The sequence below is a fragment of the Flavobacterium sp. ACN2 genome, assembly GCF_002303885.1.
In the GTDB taxonomy this organism is placed as follows: Bacteria; Bacteroidota; Bacteroidia; order Flavobacteriales; family Flavobacteriaceae; genus Flavobacterium.
The window spans coordinates 1-22,706 of record NZ_MRCM01000025.1; the positions used below are offsets into that span (position 1 = coordinate 1).

Consider the following 22,706-nt stretch of genomic DNA (forward strand, 5'->3'; position numbering starts at 1 on the left):
GTATATAGAATTATTCTATAATCATTTTTACTTTTCAAAATTTGTTTTACAAACTGATACTTTGCATTGATTACATTGGATTTTTCAAAAGATGAAAATCGGCTTTTATATAAATTATTTTGCTTTTCTAGTACTGAAGAACCATCCTGTTTAATAATTGACTTAAAATATTTTTCCTTGCCCAAACCTATTGTTGAATCTCCTAAAAAAACATTAATTTGCTCATAATCATCATCTAAAGATTTCTCATTTGCATTCTGAGACAAAATATTACTCTTATAATATTTGAAATTTTTTCCATTGTCAGAAGACGTTTTAATTAGAAGAACATCATTTTCACCCCATGCGATTTGATAGATATTGAAATTTTCTGAAATCAGACTTCTGTATTCTTTTAATTTATTCTTTTCATCAAACTTCAATATTCCTAAAAAGCTATTATTAGGTGCATAAACTTGATTATCAAAATATGCTAAATATTGCTTTTTTGAAGATAGTATTGGGGTTTCTATGCTTTCGTCACCCGAAGAAATTATATTTACTATTTCTCCGTTTGATTTATCCATTAACATAAATTCACTGAAATTTAAACTTTCACTAACCGAATTTCTACAAAATGCATACATATTTAAAGTTGGATAAAATCCCAAAAAATCATACCAGCTAGTTGCACTACCATTTGATTCTACTTTCTTTTCTCTTTTTAGCTTAACAATTTTATCATTCGTTTCTATATTATAATAATCCGTATCATAATTTACAGGAACTTCGATAAGAGAATTTTTTGTTACACTTAATCTCTTGTATTCACTCACCGAAATTTCTTCAATATCTAATTTTGGAAGAGCCTCATATTTATCAGAGAAACCAACTGATTTCTGTTCTATCTTATCAATATTTATAATTGTTTTGCTATTATTGTCTTTTTTTTGACAATTAATAAAGTTTAAAAACAATATTGATATAAGTAATAGATTTATTTTTTTCATTCTTTTATTATTTTTATAAATTCCCTCAGCTAGCAAAAGTCTACAACTTTTGCTAGCTGGGGCTTTTCTTTTCAATATGTCAAGGAGCTTTGTTTTTATTTTCTTTTATTCCGATTTTATTTTAGTGTTATAAACATATCCTTTAATACCTGATTTAGCCTGAATAAACCACCAATTTCCCGAATCATCTAATACGTCTATTTCTTCACCAGATTTAACTTTCCCAACTATTTCTGAGCTACTATTTTTATCTTTCCTTATATTAGAGTAACCATCCGAATCTTGGATATAATATTTTTTTATTTCTGAATTTTGATCATTATTATTTTTTATAGTATGGAATACTTTTATAAAAAAAGCTAAGTCTTTATATCCGTAATAATTTATTTTTTCGAAAGAACTAACAATTTTAGGGTAAGAAACAAGAAGATTATTTAAAAGTCTATATGACATATCATTATCTGTATCTATATCAGCATTTGATCTGCCTTCAAGCCCAAGATTTAATAGAGAAGCAATAGCTTCATCAATTTTTTCTGTCGATAATTTATTGGCATTTATTATATTCTTTCTATTATCAGCTAAATAAAAAGCTATGTGATATATAAGCTCTTGTTTTTTTGAAAGGTATTTCAGGAATTTTTTTCTAATAGTATGATCTCTATTATAAAAGACAAGTGATAATTTGAAATTATTTGAAAAATCATCCCAATCTCCAATATTATCAGAAACTTTCTTTATTAAAGATTCATTTTTTTCGTAATTAAATAAAACAACCACATCTCTTGCTAAATCAATATCCTTTAGACTAGTTTCTAAAGTAGAAGTATTATCATTTAAATATAAAATTTTATTTAAATTTATTAGAGATTTCATATATGGATAACTTATAAGCTTGTCTTCTTTAATGTATCTATATCTGGTAAAATGTCTTCTCCTATTTTAATATATTTTCCTTCTTTACATATTTGATAATCTATAGATTCGCCAAGAATATTAATATTATTATAACCTTCTTTCAAATCACGAGTCTCAATACCAATAATGTCTTTATTAACATTTTCAAAATTTTCACTGGTAGTTTTAAAATTAGATTTATTTAAAATATGGGTAAACATCTCTATCTCTTTTTTTTCTGTGTTATTTATTTTATTATCCTGACCTTGGCATGATATATTTAAAAAAATCAATAAAATATAAGTATACTTATTGAGCGTCATTTTTTTTGTTTTTTCTATTTATAAATTCCCTCGGCTAACAAAAGCATTACGTTTTTGCTAGCCGGGGCTTTTCTTTTCAATATGTCAAGGAGCTTAAATTATTAATAGACTTATAATTTATTCTTCACATTTTTTTAGAACTATTGGATTTTTTCCAGCATTTTCTTTAAGCATTACAAAATCATCTACAAAATCCCTCTTCTTTGTTTTATCATTATATAATCCATTCCAATAAAACAGAATATTATTATCCTTTAAAACAAGCCTACCTATATTTTGTGTTTTAGATATTTCACTGTCAACTGTATTCTTTTTATCCTCGTAATATTTTTGTTGAGATTCAGTTCCTTTGAATCTCACATAATATTCATTTAGTTTGTTCTCAATACCTACTAATTCCACATTAATAAAAATTGCATTATCAGAATATAATGACATATAACCCTCCATTCCAGAAATTTCAAATGTTGTTAAAGAATTTTCACAATTCAACCTCCAAATACCAGAAAGGTCAATTTTACTAGTAATTTGAGTTTCTTTAGATATACTTTTTCTTTCATTTAACTTATAAGTCTTAAATGATTTGCTATTTAATAGTACTTCAATATATATTTGATTATTATCTGTAGATATTTTAAAATCCTTTTTTTTTACTCCCGTTTTTTCTACGTTAGGTTGGCTGATAATAAAATTTCCTAAATAATATAAATTCTTATTTTCAAATAAATAGGCGAATATTGTAGAACTATAGTAATCATCTCCCTCAAATAAAAAGATCTTTTTAGCACTACATTTATAATAATAAAGATTTAAATCTGCACTTTCTAGAGTTAAATTTGAAAGATATTTTTCTCCATTAATCACGAAATCATTTGTAGAATTTTTACCAGATACAACTTCAACTATTTCATTTTGAAATTCATAAACAAAACCATTCAGATCATTTTTATTAATACATTTTTGATCAACAAAACATGAAGCATCACTATTGCTAATTTTCGCATCACTTTTTAAATCGTTCGCGACAAACTCTTCTTTATTGTTTCCCTTACAACAAAAAAGAGTATATAATAAACAGACAAAAAATATTTTTTTCCTATTAAACACTTCAATTAATTCCATTCTATTTCTTTTAAATTATTTTGAAATTCTATTTCTTTTTGTGACAATTCATCTTCAGTTTTGAAATTGAAATAAACAGATGGATTACATTTTCCATTTAATCCCGCTGCAGAACCAACATTTGACACTTCAAAATGCAAATGAGGATTTCTTGTAGTAAAATGATTTCCATTGTGTCCAGAAACTCCAGTTAAACCAATCACATCATCATATTTAACTTCATCTCCTTCTCTAAAAAAATCATTTTTACTAAGGTGCCAAAAAGTAAGATAAATAGTTCCATTCTCATCAAATCCTCTTTGCAAAATTTCTCCTTTATTCCTATATTTAGGTTCATAATTCTCATTTTTCAAACTTTTGAATGTATCTGTATCCAAAACCTTCAGCACAACCACTTTCCCTGCCATAGATGAAGAAGTATATATTTGATGAATTTTACCTTTCACACAAGCGTAGACATTCGTTCCTGGTTTTGCCAAAAGATCATTTCCTGTATGATTTGCGCTACCATCTCTTATTCTCTCCCCAAAAGATCCATGCCATGGTTTATGTCCTCCTCCTTGAGAATACATGCACAACATAGGATTATCAATTGGAAATCTCCATTTACCATTACCCTCATTACTCTTTGTTGTTTTTACAGGTTTACAATTATCAACTTTAAATACTTCAATTCCTTTTTCGAAATGCTTTTTAGCCTCTTTCCAGCCAACAATATTCCCATTAACTTTTTTTCTAATTTTTTGAATATTTACATCTGAAGAATCTTTTATTGTATCTGCTGTCTTCCAAATTTCATTCTTTTCCCAGAAAGCTAATGCAGACAAAACTGCATATTTTGCTTCTCCTACTTTTTCAGGTTTAGCTTCTAAATCTATATATTGATCAGGAAATATTTCTTTTAAAGTTTCAGAAGCTGCCTTATAATTACCCCTACCTGTCAATTGTTTTAATCCTCTTCCTCTAAAAGTATATCCATCACCACTTGCCTCATTTTTATTTCCGTTTCCAAAACGATTCTCATTCGCATACATATAATTGAGAAGCCTCTTCTGGGGATTATCACTACAATATTCTTCTAACAATCCTCTTCTTTCAAGATTTTTTGCTCTATCGCCAAAAACACCTTTACAATTAGAAACTGTATATCGAACAACATCTGTTTCAATCATCCAGTCTGGATTTATTCCTAATGTTTCCGCTCCAACTTGAGCAAAAAAATGTGCTTTTCTTAAACAAGTATCTAAATGAACCGATTTACCATTTTTCTTGCTCAATTTTATAAAACCATTTAAATAATCAACTATTTCTTGTCTAAATCTTTTATGTTTAGTATATATCCCAAAAGTTTTCTCTATATCGCTTAATGTGATTTCTTTATTACAATTCGGACAAGTACCTTTTTCATCCTTATCACCATCATCTTTACTAGGTTCAAAAAGCTTCAGTACAGCATTTACTATACTGAAAGAATCTTGTTTAAACACTTTTGAGTCAACGTCAACTGTTACACTTTGCTTAGTTATGTTCGTCTGTAAAACCTGAACATCTGCATACAACTCTTGCTGACTTCCTTCAAAAGTATCGTCACCCAAACTTTTAGGTATAGTGTCTAGTGGTATAAGTACTCCATAAATATTACTCTTTATAGTAAATTTTTCATCAAATAATAAATCCCTGAATGTTTCATCTCCATCATCTTCATACAATTTAAGACGAATTTCTCTTCCTATTAATCCAACGGAATCAATCCAAACTTTTATTTGTTTTTCTTTAAAAGTCCCAACAATAGGGCGTCCTGCTGCATCTGTAATATGTACTCTTGTAATTTTTTTAGCTTTTTCAGTTCCAGTTGTAACTGGTGCATTTGCTTTTGGCTGCTGCACAGGCGGTTTAGTTTGTGCCGGCTGCTGTAATGGTATTTTCTTTTTAACAGGCGCTACAGGTGTTTCCAGGTCATTTACATCAACATTTTTGCTAGCCAATTTTTCGTTATCAAAATCAGTAGTTACATAATATTCGTGTATTTTTCCCTCATCTTTACTCTTATTGGCAATTTTTGCAAAACTTGGTCGTAATACAAAATCGACATCCGCTTTTCCGTCTTTAACTATTCCAGAAAGCGTTTGCAATATATTTTTTTCATTCGCTTTATTATGCCCTGCTCCAGTGGCATCATCCTCCCAAAGGGTTACAGCTACTTTGCGTTTTTCCATATGCAGACAATGTACTCTTGCTTTAAGAGTCTGTCCGTAAGAAAGCGGTGCTGTTGGCTTTTTTCCTGCTTTATCCAGCAATTCTATACTTTCAATTTTGGGAGTCTCGGCAGGATGTGTTTTTATATTGAGGCGTGCCACATCTTCTCCTCTTCTTGCCAGAATACGGATTCCTTTTCTCTCTAAACTTTTTTGAAGAAAGGTATACGAAACTCGTTTTCCTGTTTTATCATTCTCTTTTGTTTTACGCCATCTTCCATTTTCTAGAATGTAAATTTCCCATTTTACAGGCTGTTCAAAACTATTGTTTGAAGCTGTGTTTTGAAAAGGCAGAATACTTGGCAAAAAAGTATTTACTGAATAAAATTCTTCTTTACCTACAACAGGATCCGTATTTCCAATTATTTTAAAATCTGACATACTGCTTTATTTTATTTACAAATAGAATCACTCTCTTCTAAACTCTCCTTAAATTTTGATGTATTTACCAAAGGATTAATTTGATTGTTTACCTGTGGTTTCTCTTTTTTTGCATTTTGTTTTCCAGGCTCGGCCTTTTGTCCGTGTTTGTCTACCGTGATACAGTCTGGTCCTCCAATGGGACAAGTTCCTTTACTGTCTTCTAATAAAATTTTTCCTTTATTAGACAGTGTCACTTTTTCATAAAAACCGCTCCATTTATTAATTACAGCCTGACAAGGGAGATAATCACCGCTTCCGTTTGGCTGCATTTTGCATTTACCAAAAGTATTTTTCTCTAGTGTCTGCCCAATTTCTTTATCGGTTGCAATCAGTTTCTTTTCGGCATCTTTATCGTTGGCATAATGTTTTTCCTGCGATTTTACCTTCAAAGTATCTGTTTTGGGTTCTACACTGAATTTACATTTCAATGTTGCTCCTTGTACTACTACATGTTTCTCACTCATGGCTTTACTTTTTTGAATATCAACTATTCTTTTAACCTTCTTAGCACTATAATCTTAAATCCCTCTTTAATTATCTTGATTTTCCTCTTTCTTTACAAGTTCAATTTCAATAGTTGCTTTTATAGGTTCATCGTATTCAATATTACATTGTGCATTTAGTTTTTCAATATTATACGAATCAGGATTTAGAAAGTAAACTGAACTAAAATTTCCTTTCCAAGGCGCATAACCGTATATAACATCGTAACCTGTGTCTACATAATCTCCTTTTTGCTCGATTCTTATTAAATCGTTATCGTCTAGAACAGCATCTATTTTCTGCTTTACTTTAAAAACCGATTCTTCATCTTTTTCCAACGGAAAGGATACTTCAGTCTCAAATGAATATACTCCTGTATATCCTACATGAATGCCATTAAAAAAAGTCCTCAAAAAATAATCTGAACGCAGCGATTCTAATAAAGTATCTGAGTTTTCTAAAGCATATTCCGTTTGTTCCATATAAGTTTCTGCTACTTCTCCTTCATAATAGTCTAAAACTTCCCTCTTTATTTTTGGCCAGCGGCTTTCAATTTCATCGTAATTATAAATATCAACCCATTTACCAAATTCGTCAACCACAATCTTTAAAGGATACAGCACTTCTGCGGTCTTTGCTTCAAGTTCTTGTATTACAGAATCTGGTGGTGAACCATTGACATAAATTTCTTTTTCTCTATTAATTTCAAAGAGATGGTATTTGTTTTTATCCGTCGCGAGCCATTTTACGCCAATAGTCATTTCGATCACGTCAACTGCACTACCTGCCTCAGTAGTATATTTTGCTTTATAAGTCTTGGTGCTTTTTTCTGATAAAAAAGGTATTTTGTAATCATTTCCAAAAATTACTTTTTTGGGCTTTTTTAGTATTTCCTCTTTTACTTTAGTCTTTGTTTCTTCAGAAGCCAGAATGACAAATTTCAAATAACTTTTAAAATCCGCTTCAATCAAATCGGGAAGCGGGCAATATATATTATGATATCTTCTGAGCTCTTGCGAATCGATTCCAAGTTCCTCTGCTACACTTTGCAGCGTATCTCCTTTTCTTACTTTGTATGTAAGATGTTTATCATAAACTGATTCTTCGTCTGAGTTTTCTAAATAATACATTTGCTTTAAACTACTTTTTATTTCTAATTAGTCAATTCAGCTTCCTTCTCTTTTTCTTTCTGTTTCGGTTTAGGTTCAAACATGAAACCATCATCTCCTTCCTGTTTTTTAGGCATCCTGATTTCTTCTTTTTTCTGTCTTTTACAGATAATAACCGAATTTTCTGTAATACCATTCATTCCCAAAGTATATTTTGCATCTACATATTTTGCTGTTTGATACCATTTTGGCTGCAGGAAGAATACCCAATTGCAATTTTTTCCATCTTGTTTTAATTCAATTTTACTTTCTGCATTATGTTCATTGTATCCAGAAACAGTATGATAAAACAAAGCACCAAAATCTATTCTTACCGGACCTTTTGATCTTATTGAAGTATATTTTGTATCACTTTCTTTTTTCTGAATTAATAAGGTTATCAACAGTAAATCCTTCATTTGAACGTTTTCAATATCTGGGAAAGGATCTTTTCTCTCTGGAATTTTCCACGTAACATATTCTTTTGGCGGAATCTGCATCATATAGTTAAAGACAATATAAACGCCTGTCGGCACTATAAACACCAAAAAATGAGAACACATTAAAAAGGTCAGGGTAATGCCGTTTAAAGCGGTGTAAATAATTATAAACAATACGCTGGAGTACAGCACTATGAGCAGTGAAAACAACAATTCTATACCCACATCACCGCTTTTATTAAACTCGTTAAAATACCATCTGTACAAGTAAACATTCAGGATACCGAATAACAATGATGCTATTTGATAAAAAAGAAATTCGTCTGATAATTCGGTAAATAGTTTGTTGTAGCCCAAAAAACCTACCAGCGCGTATACTAAGACAAAAGAGGAAACATAGATATAAAATTTCCTTTTGTATTGCTGCGCAAATTCTTTTACTTTATCTCTGAATAACATGGTAAGTATAAGGCTTACCCCTACAATTATTACTAAAAATACTATAAGCCTGATATCAATAAGGTCTAATAAATGCTTCTTAATCATTACTATATTCGTGTTGTGTACCCTAATACAGGTTCTTTACTAAAATTAAACTGTTCCGTTTCTTCATTAATCAATAAAACTGTTTTTACTTCTACTTCCATCGGAAAGAAATGTTCGCAAAAACAATCTATAAATATTTTTATATCGCTATCTTTAAGATAGTGCTGATAAGGTTTATTGACTATGGGACCAATTTCTATTGTTAAATTCATAGAATAATCCATATAATCTTTCCCTGTAATAAAATCAACCCCCAGCCTGTTTTCTCCTAACTTAATCTGTTCTCCCTCTTCACTGTATTCTTTTGAAGTGGTTGTTGTATAACTAACTTTTTCTTCAATAATACTCGACAAACAATGACAAGCCAAGTCTATATCTCCCACTATTTTATAGGCATATGGCAAAAGCTGAATAAACTTTGAAACTAAAATTTCTGGATAAATGTGCGACAGTCCCCAAAAATCATAGAAAAACTCCAATGGTTTAGTTCCATTCAGCTGATACAGAAAATTTCTTTCAACACTTTCAATTTTAGTTCGATAATGAAAAATCTCATTTTCAAAAGGAGTAAAAAAAACACGAGCTTCTGCTTCTTGCTTTTTCTGGTGTTTATGCTCCTTAATCATCTGTTTTACAGATTTATCCGCATTATTTTCAGTCAAACTATGAACAAAACCCTCAGGTAATGCATCATACATACTATCTCGCGACAGCCTAATATTAAGATATTCCTGTTTGTCGTAATTATCGTCCTGAATTCCCGCTCCTAGAATATCACTTCTGTACGCTCGTGAAAACTGGCCATGGTTCGAAATCGTGATTTCGTCTTGTGCCACGGCTTTATTTTCAAGAAGTTCATTAGCAACAACTTCTGCCCTTATATCATAGGAAATACTCTCTATTTCGTATGCAAGCTCCTCAAGACTTTTTTTACTTTTTCTTTCCATCTTCGTTGATTCGTCCTGCGCCTATATATCGTAACTGAAAGTATTCATCATTGAAATTATATATTGCCAAACCTTTATCTGTACAAGCCAGAATTCGGTCATTATGCAGATACAAGCCAACATCAGATATTGGATGATCTTTATCGTATCTAAAGAAAACTAGATCGCCTTCGGCAAGAAAACTCCTCCCTGTAAAAATCTGGATCGATTTAGATTTCCACATTCCAGCAGGATCTTTAGGAAGAGTAACCTTGTAAACATCACTGTATAGAGACTGTAGAAAATAAGAGCAATCGATTCCTTTTTTAGAAAAGCTTTTCTCTTTATACGGCGTGTTCAACCAAGGATCTATGTAGGAGTATAATTTGTAATTGGTGATTTTATTTGGCATTACAGCCAGAATAATAGAGTATTTCTCTTTGAGAGCCAATACTTCGTCGCTTAAATTCTCGGAGTTATCATTTACAACTGTTTTATTCTTTAAACCTGTTTCGGTCATTTGAGACTGTTTTTTTAATAGCTCCAAAGAATAATCATATTTGAAGGGAATTTGGGAAATATATTTTTGAGCATGGCATTCTGTAAATAAATGCATCATAAGAATCATTATAACAATCTGCCTCATAAAAAATAATATTAATACGCTCTTTTTAGATAATTAAAAATTAATTGACTTCCCAAAACGGGTCTTTTTTAAAATTTTAGCAACATTAAAAAATAATTTTCTCGCTCATTTTTCCTTTTTCAACCTTGAGAAAATTCTCATTTTTGGACGTAACTCGTTTATTATGAATTTATTTACATTTTGGAACGAGGTGGTTACAAACCTAACAAAATATTTTGTAAGAATACAAATCTTTTTTGTAAAATTTATAGTATAAAATATAAGTTTTTTAAAATAATAAAAACTACATTTGCTTCCGTTTTTTGTTAAAATTATCTTACATAGTAAAATATTCCAAAATTTAAAAATGAATCAAAAAAATATCGATATTAGGATTGTATTTTTTTTTACCATCCTGTTATTAGCTGGAATCATTGCCTTTATAGTTCAATTTTTTAATCATGTCGATTGTGAAGACGCAAAATTTTACATCTTTTCGGACCAATCGCAATCAGAAGAATCTATAGAGTTTTATGACAAAACTCCTAATGCAAAATCATGGGTTTGGGACTTTGGAGACGGATCAGAAAAAGATGTCAGAAAACATACTTTTCACATTTACAAAAACCCAGGGAAATACTATGTAACACTAACAATAAACGGGGGTTGCACCCATACAAAAGAGCTGGTTATAAAAGACAAATTTGCTGCCGATAAAATAGGCACACCAAAGATTATTGTACCTAAAACGATCACCGTTGGACAGCCAGCCTATTTTAAGTCAATTTCTGAAGATGCTAAGACTTGGGAGTGGGCATTTGGTGAAAATAAAGGCATCGATGAGACTTCTTCAAACCCAGTCTACAACTTCATTACTCCTGGTGAAAAAACAATTACGCTGGTCATAAATGGCGATTTCAGCCGTGTCGCAAAAAAGATAATTTATGTGCATCCAAGAGTTATAAAAAAGACCAATCCGTTGGATGTTAGTTCGTATGAATTTGAGAAAAAAGCAGAAGCTTTTGCGCTTCCTCGCGGTCCTGTAAAAAAAGATCCTTTGGAAGAAATGTTGCAGTACGTACCCGTTGCTCCTAAAGCAAAAACAGTAAAAGACAGTACTGCCACAGTCAAAAAAGCACCTAAAATGTCTGAAGATCAGTTTGAGATTTTATTTAAAAAAGTGGCAGAAGGCAGTAAAGTAAAAGATGATTTTGCCGAATTTTTATGTGACGATCTTGATATTCCAGTTGTAAAAAATGACGCAGATTTATTGACTTTTGCGCAATTATGTGCCTCTGTTAAAGGAAAGAAAATTAAAATCGAGTCAATACGCTTAAACAAAGACAAACAAACTAACTGCATTAAAGGACTAAATATCAGCTACAAAGTAAAAAAGTATTTGATATGGTCTAAAGATTAAATTGGGTATGGAAGAAGAAAAAAACATTTTCAGTACAGAGCTGTTAAGCGCATTAGAAATTGCTAAAAAGATTGCGAAAACCAATTCAAACAAGTATTACTCAGCTGCTCATTTGCTAAAAGCCATTTTAAATAGAGATTTATCACTTTTAAAACGACTTGAAGCTATGGGTAAAGATGTGTATTATCTTGATGAATGGGCTGAAGTACGAATTGAAGAAGAACCTAAAACTACTAATGTTTTTGATGCTGAACCACACGATCTCATTGACGAAATTATAAAGGAAGCCGAATCTGTTCGAATAGCATTAAATGAAGACGAAATTAGCCTTTATGCTGTTGTAATTGCCATCAGTTCGCCTGGTGTAGCTTTCAATTTTGACCAGATGAAATCTTATCCTATTTCTAGAAATGAATTACTGGAGGATCAGATTGTTATTTCACAAAATAATAACGCGGTCCAACAAGAAGTTAAAAAAGGCTTTTTAGGTAAATACTGCATTCATAAAAACCTTGAAAAGAACAAGAAAAGAATACCTGCAATAGGCCGTGAAGCCGAATTAAATACTATTAAAGAAATTTTATGCCGTTTCTCTAAACCCAATGTATTGCTAATTGGTGATCGTGGCATTGGAAAAACCATTTTAATTGATGCTCTGGTCGAAAATGTCATTAATAATAAAATTCCAGACGTATTAGACAAAGTGCAGTTATTCGAACTGGATTTATCTTCTTTAATTGCCGGCGCTTCGTACAAAGGAGAAATTGAAGACCGTTTAAAAAACTGTATTCAGGAGTTAAAACAGTATCCAAAAGCAATTTTAATTATAGAAGAAATACATACTCTTTTAGACAAAAATGGTGGAGATTCAGGAGTTTCTAATGTCTTAAAAGGTGAATTGGCAAAAGGTTTAAACATTATTGCAACCTCGACAATTGATGAATTTACAAAAAGAATCGAAAAAGAGCAAGGGCTTTCGGGCATGTTTGAAATTGTGAAACTGGAAGAATCAGATGATGAAACCTTGTTTCGAATGATCCGCGAATCAATAAAAACATATCAGGAACATCATAAAATACAAATTGATGACGAAACGATTTCTGAATCTATTCGATTGTCTAAAAGGTATTTAAAAGAAAAAAGTTTGCCAGAATCAGCCATAAATCTGATTGACCATACAATGTCTGTTCTAAAAACTTCTGGTGAAACTTTTTTAAAAGAAAAAGCTGCGCTTGTTAGCAAACTTGAAGCTCTTAAACAAAATGAAAAGGGTTTATCTGAAGAACAATTAATTAAAGAATGCAATTGGTTTTTAACCGATATAGCAAACAAAACTGCTTTTTTAATGCTTGCTGATGAGGAGAATAATTCAAAAACATTTGAATCTTCTGATGTTATCATCGCTCATATTGAAAACCTCTTGCAAATAATCGAAAAGAGAGCTTTAGACAAACGTGTTCATATTGAGGCTTTTGATTTGTCTCTTATAATTGCACAAAAAACCGGAATTCCGGCAGGCAAGTTAAACGAAGAAGAAAAAAACAAACTTAACACAATTGAAGAGGTTTTAAGCAAAAGAGTAATCGGACAAGATCATTGCATTGCCACGGTTGCTGGTTCTATCTTAGAATCAAGATCAGGATTAAGCAAAGCAGGTCAACCCATTGCGTCTTTTTTCTTCTTAGGTCCAACAGGAACTGGAAAAACAGAATTAGCCAAAAGTTTAGCTGAATTTCTTTTTCAAGATGAAAATGCAATTATTAGATTTGACATGTCTGAATTTAAAGAAGAACATTCTGCTGCTCTTCTATACGGTGCGCCTCCAGGATATGTGGGCTATGAAGAAGGCGGTTTGCTAGTCAATAAAATTAGACAGAAGCCCTACTCTATTGTTTTATTTGATGAAATTGAAAAAGCGCATCCATCTGTTTTTGATGTCTTCCTGCAGGTTATGGACGAAGGTAAACTTCACGATCGTTTAGGAAAAGAAGGTGATTTTTCGAATGCTATTATACTCTTCACATCCAATATTGGAGCAGATCACATTGTAGAAACCTTTAACAGCGGAGAAATTCCGAGTTCGACTTCTTTAATGGAAATTATGGCAAATTATTTCAGACCTGAGTTTTTAGGAAGATTAACTGAAATTATTCCCTTTGCCCCACTTAGTAAAGAAAATGCCCTTAAAATATTTGAAATACATCTTAAAAAAGAATTTACTGACTTATTGAAAAACATCAATGTCGGAGTCGAAATTCCGATTGAGACTAAAACTTATCTCGCCGAAAACGGATTTAATGCTAAATATGGAGCAAGACCAATTAAAAGCATTATTAGAAGCCACTTGAGAAGACCTTTGGCAAAGAAGCTAATTTCTGGAGAAGTCAAAGATGGCGATATCGTTACGGTAATTATTGAGAATAACGAAGTCAAATGGATTAAAGAAGAAATTGTTCCCGTCGAAAATTAATCGAAGAATCCATCTATAAAAAAACGCTAAGAAATTAATCTTAGCGTTTTTTTTTATTCTAAAACCAAGCCTATCTGGCCATCGTCATCTAATTCTGTTTCGACTGGATCGTCTTCTGATATTTCTGGTCTTTCAGGAACTTCTTCAACCGGTTCTTCATAAGGAAGCGGATCTAATAAGTTTACCTGTTTTAGTTTATCTGTTGTCAATTGATTTCCTAAAGCTTTAAAACCTTTTACGGCTATAAAATCTTCTACATCAATATGTAAATCGTCTTTTTGAACCCCTTTTATTTTGGCAAAAACCAATTGTGCAACCGGACGATAATCTGTAGAAACAATCTCTAACTGCGAATTCGGGTGATCGGTAATAAAGCTTTCTTCCTTACCTTCATTTTCTACAAGGAAACGTTTCAAGAAATAGCGTTCTTTTTCTCCATCATAATAAATTGCAGAAATTGGTTTTTTAGGTTTCCATTTTTCCAAAACGATCATATCTTCATCAAAATGAGTCGATAATTCAGGAATAATAACCTTCAATTTACCCGATTGACTAATTACCAATATTTTATCACTTGGTTTAAATTCGCCTAATAATTCTCCTCTTGCATCAACATTTAAACGTTTTACCGTATCATCAAACCAAACTTTTCTTGGCAATAAAGTCGAAATTCCTTTTTCTTTTAATTCGATTTTCTTGATTGGATATTTGGTAACCAAGTTTCCTTTAGAACCACGTCCTTTAATCGCTAAATTAGCAAAATCAATATCGAATTTCAATTTCTTAATCGTTCCAACCTGACGAAGCAAAATAGTCACAACCTCAGCTTCTCCATTTGGATTATGTGAAAAATAAACCACCTGAGAACCGTTTGTTCCATTAGTTAAATCGTAAGCTTTATCACGTGTTACACCCGTAACATTAAAACGTTTTATATAAGACGGCCCCGATTTACCATCGCGGTACATCATATTATAAATGGTGCGTTTATCGTTTTTATCAAAAACTGCGGCGTGTATAATGTCTTTTCCTATAAATGTTTTGGCATCTACTTTTGTGATCATCAATGTTCCGTCTCTTAAAAACACGATAACATCATCAATATCAGAACAATCACCTACATATTCGTCTTTTTTTAAACTCGTTCCTACGAAACCTTCTTCGCGATTTACGTAAAGTTTTGTGTTTCTTAAAACAACTTTTGTAGCTTCAACGTTATCAAAGACACGAAGTTCTGTTTGGCGTTCACGGCCTTTTCCGTATTTCTCTTTTAATTTCGTAAAATAAGCAATTGCAAAATCTGTTAAATGTTCTAGATTATGCTCTACCTCTTTCATTTCGTCTTCTAGCTTAGCGATTAAATCATCCGCTTTATCAGAGTCGAAACGCGTAATACGAATCATCGGAATTTGAGTCAGTCTTTGTAAATCGTCATCATTGATTTCTCTAACGAATGATTTTTTGAAAGGCTCAAAACGATCGTATAAATATTTATAAAGTGATTCTCTATCTCCATATAATTTGAAGTCAATATACATTTCTTCACGAATGAAGATTTTCTCCAAAGTAGAAAAGTGCCACTTATTTTTTAATTCTTCTAACTGAATTTCTAATTCCTGACGAAGTAAATCGACTGTTCTTTCTGTTGAAATTTTCAACATTTGAGAAACACCGATAAACAACGGTTTATTATCTTCAATAACACATCCTAAAGGCGCTACAGATGTTTCACAAGCGGTAAAGGCAAATAAAGCATCAATAGTTTTATCTGGCGAAACACCTGGGAAAAGGTGAATTAAAATCTCAACATCGGCAGCCGTATTATCTTCGATTTTCTTGATTTTGATTTTACCTTTTTCATTGGCTTTCAAAATACTATCAATTAAACTCGAGGTATTGGTCGAAAACGGAATCTGTGTAATCACCAATGTATTTTTATCTAATTGCGAAATTTTAGCACGCACACGCACACGTCCGCCACGCATTCCGTCGTTGTAATTGGAAACGTCGGCAATACCTTGCGTCATAAAATCAGGATAAAGCGTAAACGGTTTTCCTTTTAAGATTTTAATCGAAGCATCAATTAACTCGTTGAAGTTATGAGGCAAAACTTTTGTTGATAAACCAACTGCGATACCTTCTGCTCCCTGCGCTAAAAGCAATGGAAATTTTACCGGAAGATTGTTGGGTTCTGCACGACGACCATCATACGAAACTCCCCAATCGGTAATTTTTGGAGAATATAAAACCTCCAAAGCAAATTTAGATAAACGTGCCTCAATATAACGCGAAGCTGCTGCTCCATCGCCTGTTAAAATATTACCCCAGTTTCCTTGACAGTCAATTAATAAATCTTTCTGACCAATTTGCACCATTGCATCACCAATACTCGCATCTCCGTGTGGGTGATACTGCATGGTGTGACCAACAACATTGGCAACTTTATTATAACGACCATCGTCCAACTCTTTTAAAGAGTGCATAATACGACGCTGAACAGGTTTGAATCCGTCCTCGATAGCAGGAACTGCACGTTCCAAAATTACATACGAAGCGTAATCCAAGAACCAGTCTTTATACATTCCGGTTACTTTTGTAATAACGTCTTCGCCTTCTTCATCCTGATTTTCGTAAAAATGCTGTCCTTCAAAATGTTTAGCATCTACGTCAATAATCTCATCATCATCTCCATTTTGATTGTCATCAATTTGGTTTTCATCCTGATTATTCTCGTCGTCGTTTGGAATTATGTTATCGTCTTCTTCGTCTTTCATATATTTTGTTCAGTATAAAACTACTAAAAAATTCTTCTTCTTTAATCTTAAACCTCCTCCAACTCATCAATCTCCACTTTCAAATTCTTGATAATAAACTCTTGTCTGTCTGGTGTATTTTTACCCATGTAGAAAGACAATAACTGCTCGATTGAAGTGTGTTTATCCATCATAACCGGATCAAGGCGAATGGTGTCTCCAATGAAGTTTTTAAACTCATCTGGCGAAATCTCTCCCAAACCTTTAAATCGAGTAATTTCTGGCTTTGGTTTCAGTTTCTCAATAGCATCTTTTCTTTCTTCCTCAGAATAACAATAAATCGTTTCTTTTTTATTACGAACCCTGAAAAGCGGTGTTTGTAAAATGTACAAATGCCCTTCTTTGATTAATTCTGGGAAAAATTGTAAAAAGAACGTAATTAAAAGCAAACGAATGTGCATTCCGTCGACATCGGCATCGGTTGCGATTACGATGTTGTTGTAACGTAATTTTTCTAATCCGTCCTCAATATCTAATGCTGCTTGCAGTAAATTGAATTCTTCGTTTTCATACACAATCTTTTTCGTCATTCCGTATGAATTCAAAGGCTTACCACGCAAACTGAAAACCGCTTGTGTATTCACGTCACGCGACTTTGTAATCGATCCAGAAGCCGAATCTCCCTCGGTAATAAAAAGCGTACTTTCTAAGTTTCTTGGGTTTTTTGTATCTGGAAGATGCGCACGGCAATCTCTTAATTTTTTATTGTGAAGATTGGCTTTTTTAGCACGATCTGTTGCCAGTTTTCTAATTCCAGATAATTCTTTACGCTCACGTTCTGCCTGAAGAATTTTACGCAATAAAGCTTCGGCAGTTGTTGGATTTTTATGAAGGTAATTATCCAGTTTCGTTTTAATAAAATCGTTAACGAAAGTACGAACAGAAACTGCTGGAGTTCCATCATCAGAACCCATATCGGTAGAACCTAATTTTGTTTTGGTCTGAGACTCAAAAACAGGTTCCATTACTTTAATACTAATCGCACTTACAATAGATTTACGAACATCTGATGCTTCGAAATTCTTGTTGTAAAACTCACGAATCGTTTTTACAACCGCTTCACGGTAAGCCGCTAAGTGCGTTCCTCCTTGTGTTGTATTCTGACCGTTTACAAAAGAATGATATTCTTCGCTGTATTGCGTTTTACTGTGTGTAAGCGCAACCTCGATATCATGCTCTTTTAAATGAATAATTGGGTATTCTAAATCGTCTTCATTGATCGTTTCTTCTAATAAATCACGAAGTCCGTTCTCTGAATAGTATTTTTCTCCGTTGAAAATAATAGTCAAACCATTGTTCAAATAACAATAGTTTTTGACCATTTTGATTACATATTCTAAACGGAATTTATAGTTTTTGAAAATCGTTTCGTCTGGCGTAAAAATTACTTTTGTTCCTTTACGTTTTGTTGTATCGATAACGTCTTCTTCTAGAACCAAATTTCCAGCAGAGAATTCAGCTGCTTTTTGTTTGTCATCACGAACCGATTCTACACGGAAATAATTAGACAAAGCATTTACCGCTTTTGTTCCGACACCATTCAAACCAACCGATTTCTGGAAAGCTTTAGAATCGTACTTTCCACCAGTATTCATTTTCGAAACTACATCGACCACTTTACCCAATGGAATTCCACGTCCGTAATCACGAACAGAAACTGTTTTGTCTTTAATACTTACCTCGATAGTTTTTCCGGCACCCATGACGAACTCATCGATACAGTTGTCTAAAACCTCTTTTAAAAGAATATAAATACCATCATCTGGTGATGATCCGTCCCCTAATTTCCCGATGTACATACCCGGACGCATACGAATATGTTCCTTCCAATCGAGTGAACGAATATTATCTTCGTTGTATTGATTTTGCTCTAGCATAAATGAATTTAGGATTTTTGGCTAATGTACCATTTATCGGTAAAAAATAAAAGCGTATTTCTTTTTTGTTATGAATAATAACAGTTTAAATTCTATTTAAATTGATTTTAAAATAAAACAAACACTAAAAATATAAAAAACTGCTTTTTCAGCAAAAAAATACTATTTGATTCCCAACACTTGTTTTGCCAATGCAATCATTTCGGGCGTTCCCGTGTTTTTATTTTTTTCGTCAGAAAGTTTAACAACTCCCTGCCAATGTATGTTGTCAGGTTTTGTATCAGTCAATTTTATAACCATATTCATCGCTGGAAGACCAACATCGTTGGTGAAATTTGTCCCGATTCCAAATGACATTTTTATTTTGTCCTGACAGAAATCAACAATCTTTTTTACTTTATCGTAATTTAAAGAATCTGAAAAAACAATAACTTTTGATTTTGGATCAATTCCCATTTTGGTATAATGAGCAATTACTTTTTGGGCAAACTCAATTGGGTCGCCGCTGTCATGTCGAACACCATCAAAAAGCTTAGAATATTTTTTATCGAATTGGTTGAAAAATATTTCTGTAGTATAAGTATCCGTTAAAGCGATTCCGAGATCACCGCCATAAACTTTTGTCCAGTTTTCGAGACTTATAAAATTCGCCACCTGAAAACCATATTGCGCTGCATGAAACATAAACCATTCGTGCGCATGTGTTCCTAAAGGGCGCTTGTTATTGACCATTGCAAAATGTACATTGCTTGTTCCAATAAAACTTTGTCCACCATAAGTGCTCAAGGTTTTATTTACTAAATCATGAACTTCGTAAGAATGGCGACGTCTGGTTCCAAATTCTAAAACTGAAACTCCTAGTTTATTATAGCTTTCAATTTTTTCTTTCGTAAGATTCTTTATGGCTTCATCATTTAAGCGAATGAGATGGCTCGCTTTATAAAACAATTCTGAAATCAATGCCATTAGTGGCACTTCCCACAAAATTGTTCTATACCAAAATCCTTCTACGGTAACACTGATTTCTGACCCTTCTTGACTGATTTGCACCTCGGAAGGATCAAAACTATATCCTTGGAGAAAATCTAAATAAGTAGGGTCCAAATAAGGGCAATAATGGGCCAGATAATTTTTTTCTTCTTTTGTTAAACGAAGATCTGCCATTGCATCTACAGAAACGCGAAGTAGATCTGCAAAACCTTCTGGAAAAATATGTTTACCACGATTTATGAATCCGTAACGGACTTTTGCCTTTGGAAAAAGCTTTATTACAGCATGCTGCATTGTAAATTTGTAGAAATCATTATCTAAAATTGATTTCAAAAAAGTTGTTTCCATAGCATCAAATTCTTTTCATTTCCCGCTAAGATACGGCAATTTCAGAAAACATAAAATATTGATGAACTCTTATTTTCTAGACAATTTTAAAAGACACAATACTATCGGTGTCAACAAAAATCGTAATATAATTACCTACGTTGCTGTCAACAAGAATTTGAAACTCTAAACCTCCTCTTTTTTCCTTTGGATTTTGAACTTTAACTGGTTGATTCTTTTTATTTAAATAAAAAACCTGATTGGATTTGGAAACATTTTTAATTTCGACAGTTATTTTATCTCCATTTTTTACTTCCATTATTCCGGAACTTGGCGTTTTGATTTTATAATCGTTTTCGATCGTTTTATTATAAATCAATGGGCCGTTTAAGAAATCATCTTTGCTTAGTCGATCTCCTAAAAACGATCCAGAATCTGGAAAATGTTTGGCAAAAAAGTAGTCAGGATCGGTATCAAAATAAATCGGATTAAAGTCATTAACCATTCTTCCTTTATTACTATCATAATAACCTTGACCCCAAGTTACATCAATCAAGCGCCATTTTTTGTTAATCAAAACCATATTCCAAGCATGGTTTGACGAAGTGTTTTTTCTTCCAATGTCAGCCAATCTTGTTTTAGAATCTCCTTTAACAATTTCGCATTTCAAACCAACTTGTTCAGCCAAATTCTGATACAAAGCAGTAAAACCTTCACAAACGGCTTTTTTAGAATTAAAAGTCTTTTGAATGAGGTTATCATTCAACTGTTTTATTTTTCGCTGTTTTTCGGCTTCTGTAGAATAACTGAACCCCTGCACTCTTGGCGGATTCAAATAGGCGTTGTAATCATATCTTATATTAAAAGCAATCCAGCTATAAATAGCGCGTGCACGCTCAGCATCCGAATCAAAATCTTTCTCTATTCTGTCGGCTAACTTTTCGGTGCTGTCAAAATTTTTTGGATATTTTGCAACTATTTTATCGACTTCGCTAATCTTTTGAGCGAAAGTAAAATTGATAGAAAAAATATTTAGTAAAAGGAAAATAAGGGCAATCTTTTTTTGTGGCATTTAAAAATTTGATTTAATAATGTTTTTCAGTTCATTATCTAACTCAACGTTAGAAATTTTATTTTCCTGTAAATCAAAATTCGAGCCAAATGCTGGTAATGAGAAACTTCCCTTAATTTCTGCGCCATAACGCGGGAAAAGATTCTGGGCAATTCCTAAAACAGATGCACCTCCTCTTCCGCCTGGAGAAGTTGCTAATAGTAACATTGGTTTATGCTGAAAAACATCTTTTTCAATTCTAGAACTCCAATCGAAAACATTTTTGAACGCAACAGAATAGTTCCCGTTATTTTCTGCCATTGAAACAACCAGAATATCAGCTTCTTTAAGCTTATTTAAAAATGCTTGTGCCACTTCATGCTGCCCAATTTCTTTTTCAAGATCTACACTAAATACAGGCATTGCAAAATCGTTAAGATCTAGAACTTCAACGTCTGCATTTTCAAACAAACTTGACGCGTAAGTCGCTAAATGTTTATTGATTGACTGTTTGCTGTTACTTCCTCCAAAGGCTATAATTTTCATGGTTTCTCGTTTAGTAATTTTTCTTCAATTAGTTCTTTTTTGGGTCCATCGATTTCATAAATCTCCTTTGCAATTTCTACAGAATATTCGTTAGGATAGATTTTTCCTCCGTAAGATTTTGCATAGACCTTAGTAAATTCTGCTCCAAAATACAGAATTATTGCCGAATAATAAACCCAAACCAGAATAATAATCACAGAACCAGCTGCACCATATACAGAAGCTACTGTCGAACTACCTAAATAAAATCCAATGGCAAATTTACCAATCATAAAAAGTATTGCCGTAACTCCTGATCCTATAAAAGCATCTTTCCATTTTATTTTTCCATCTGGTAACGTTCTAAAAATTATGGCAAAGAGAAGTGTAATACTGGCTAAAACAATGACCACGTTCACAATGTAAAATAAGTAGACAGTACTTTCTGGAAAATAGACTTTTAAACGTGCACTAAGCAAATCTAAAGTTGTACTTATAAAAAGACTGACCAGCATTAAAAAACCAACTGAAGCAATCATCGAGAATGACATTAGGCGGTTTTGAATAAATTTCTTAATTCCTTTATCTGGTTTTGCACGAAGTCCCCAAATAAAATTAATAGAACTTTGTATTTCGGCAAAAACTCCTGAGGCTCCAATTAACAGCATTACGATTCCAAATACGGTTGCAAAAACATTATCGCCAGATAATTGCACATTTTTAATAGCTTCCTGAATTTGAGTTGCAGCGCCATTACCTACCAAACCATTAATTTGTCCGTATAATTCTCCAGTCACTGCTTCTTCTCCAAAAAAGAAACCACAAATTGTGATAATAATAATCAATAAAGGTGGTAACGCAAATATGGTATAGTACGCCAATGCAGCGCTTAACTTAATTGCATTATCATCGTTAAATTCTAAAAAGGTATTCTTTAAGAGAAACCAAGTTTTGGAGAATATATTTTTGATTTTCATGTGCTGCTTATTTGATATTCTCTCAAATTTAAGCAATCTTGAAAAATTTTAAATTCTTGCTTTTTAGCAGAATTTTATA

At 32.4% G+C, this 22,706-nt stretch carries 18 protein-coding genes; 2 read left to right on the forward strand and 16 right to left on the reverse strand.

From position 1 onward, the window contains the following. The 10 genes from BSF41_RS22445 to BSF41_RS22490 all read right to left on the reverse strand — a co-directional run. Positions 1 to 989: hypothetical protein (locus BSF41_RS22445; RefSeq protein WP_141248181.1), on the reverse strand; the 989-nt coding region annotated here is incomplete at its 3' end. A 105-nt stretch (positions 990 to 1,094) separates the two neighbouring features. Further along, positions 1,095 to 1,865 (reverse strand): SH3 domain-containing protein, encoded by a 771-nt coding sequence (locus BSF41_RS22450; protein ID WP_095931713.1) that lies wholly within the window; start codon positions 1,863 to 1,865, stop codon positions 1,095 to 1,097. An 11-nt stretch (positions 1,866 to 1,876) separates the two neighbouring features. Beyond that, positions 1,877 to 2,209 (reverse strand): hypothetical protein, encoded by a 333-nt coding sequence (locus BSF41_RS22455; RefSeq protein WP_095931714.1) that lies wholly within the window; start codon positions 2,207 to 2,209, stop codon positions 1,877 to 1,879. Between the two features lie 117 nt (positions 2,210 to 2,326). Further along, positions 2,327 to 3,331, reverse strand: a complete 1,005-nt coding sequence (locus tag BSF41_RS22460) for a hypothetical protein (RefSeq protein WP_095931715.1) — start codon at positions 3,329 to 3,331, stop codon at positions 2,327 to 2,329. Continuing rightward, complete coding sequence (locus tag BSF41_RS22465) at positions 3,322 to 5,967, reverse strand: M23 family metallopeptidase (protein ID WP_095931716.1); 2,646 nt, start codon at positions 5,965 to 5,967, stop codon at positions 3,322 to 3,324. Before BSF41_RS22465 ends, BSF41_RS22460 begins: the two co-directional genes overlap by 10 nt. Before the next feature lie 11 nt (positions 5,968 to 5,978). After that, positions 5,979 to 6,473, reverse strand: coding sequence for a DUF4280 domain-containing protein (locus tag BSF41_RS22470; RefSeq protein WP_095931717.1), 495 nt, complete (start codon positions 6,471 to 6,473; stop codon positions 5,979 to 5,981). Positions 6,474 to 6,539: 66 nt separating this feature from the next. After that, entirely contained in the window at positions 6,540 to 7,622 is a 1,083-nt protein-coding gene (locus BSF41_RS22475) for a LysM peptidoglycan-binding domain-containing protein (RefSeq protein ID WP_095931718.1), read from the reverse strand. A gap of 23 nt (positions 7,623 to 7,645) precedes the next feature. Then, positions 7,646 to 8,626, reverse strand: a complete 981-nt coding sequence (locus tag BSF41_RS22480) for a TssN family type VI secretion system protein (protein WP_095931719.1) — start codon at positions 8,624 to 8,626, stop codon at positions 7,646 to 7,648. Positions 8,627 to 8,628: 2 nt separating this feature from the next. Continuing rightward, positions 8,629 to 9,573 carry a hypothetical protein gene (locus BSF41_RS22485; protein WP_095931720.1) on the reverse strand — a complete coding sequence of 315 codons (945 nt, stop codon included), beginning with the start codon at positions 9,571 to 9,573 and terminating at the stop codon, positions 8,629 to 8,631. Beyond that, entirely contained in the window at positions 9,557 to 10,198 is a 642-nt protein-coding gene (locus BSF41_RS22490; RefSeq protein ID WP_253251878.1) for a C40 family peptidase, read from the reverse strand. Before BSF41_RS22490 ends, BSF41_RS22485 begins: the two co-directional genes overlap by 17 nt. 346 nt (positions 10,199 to 10,544) lie before the next feature. Here BSF41_RS22490 and BSF41_RS22495 point away from each other — a divergent pair, with 346 nt between their 5' ends. After that, complete coding sequence (locus BSF41_RS22495; protein WP_095931722.1) at positions 10,545 to 11,597, forward strand: PKD domain-containing protein; 1,053 nt, start codon at positions 10,545 to 10,547, stop codon at positions 11,595 to 11,597. A gap of 7 nt (positions 11,598 to 11,604) precedes the next feature. Continuing rightward, positions 11,605 to 14,067: an AAA family ATPase gene (locus BSF41_RS22500; RefSeq protein WP_095931723.1), complete on the forward strand. Its 2,463-nt coding sequence runs from the start codon at positions 11,605 to 11,607 to the stop codon at positions 14,065 to 14,067. Positions 14,068 to 14,120: 53 nt separating this feature from the next. Here the strand turns inward: BSF41_RS22500 and BSF41_RS22505 are convergent, their stop codons facing one another. From BSF41_RS22505 to BSF41_RS22530, 6 genes are all read right to left on the reverse strand, one after another. After that, positions 14,121 to 16,841, reverse strand: a complete 2,721-nt coding sequence (locus BSF41_RS22505) for a DNA gyrase/topoisomerase IV subunit A (protein ID WP_095931724.1) — start codon at positions 16,839 to 16,841, stop codon at positions 14,121 to 14,123. A 47-nt stretch (positions 16,842 to 16,888) separates the two neighbouring features. After that, on the reverse strand, positions 16,889 to 18,757 hold the full coding sequence (locus BSF41_RS22510) for a DNA topoisomerase IV subunit B (RefSeq protein WP_095931725.1): 1,869 nt from the start codon (positions 18,755 to 18,757) through the stop codon (positions 16,889 to 16,891). Positions 18,758 to 18,919: 162 nt separating this feature from the next. Then, positions 18,920 to 20,095, reverse strand: coding sequence for a nicotinate phosphoribosyltransferase (gene pncB / locus BSF41_RS22515; RefSeq protein ID WP_095931726.1), 1,176 nt, complete (start codon positions 20,093 to 20,095; stop codon positions 18,920 to 18,922). Positions 20,096 to 20,171: 76 nt separating this feature from the next. Continuing rightward, the gene (locus tag BSF41_RS22520) at positions 20,172 to 21,146 is read right to left on the reverse strand and encodes a transglutaminase domain-containing protein (RefSeq protein WP_095931727.1); all 975 of its coding nucleotides are present in this window, start codon (positions 21,144 to 21,146) and stop codon (positions 20,172 to 20,174) included. Then, positions 21,147 to 21,671: an NADPH-dependent FMN reductase gene (locus BSF41_RS22525; protein WP_095931728.1), complete on the reverse strand. Its 525-nt coding sequence runs from the start codon at positions 21,669 to 21,671 to the stop codon at positions 21,147 to 21,149. Then, positions 21,668 to 22,627: a YihY/virulence factor BrkB family protein gene (locus BSF41_RS22530; protein ID WP_095931729.1), complete on the reverse strand. Its 960-nt coding sequence runs from the start codon at positions 22,625 to 22,627 to the stop codon at positions 21,668 to 21,670. The genes BSF41_RS22525 and BSF41_RS22530 overlap by 4 nt, the downstream gene beginning before the upstream one ends. Positions 22,628 to 22,706 lie beyond the last annotated feature (79 nt).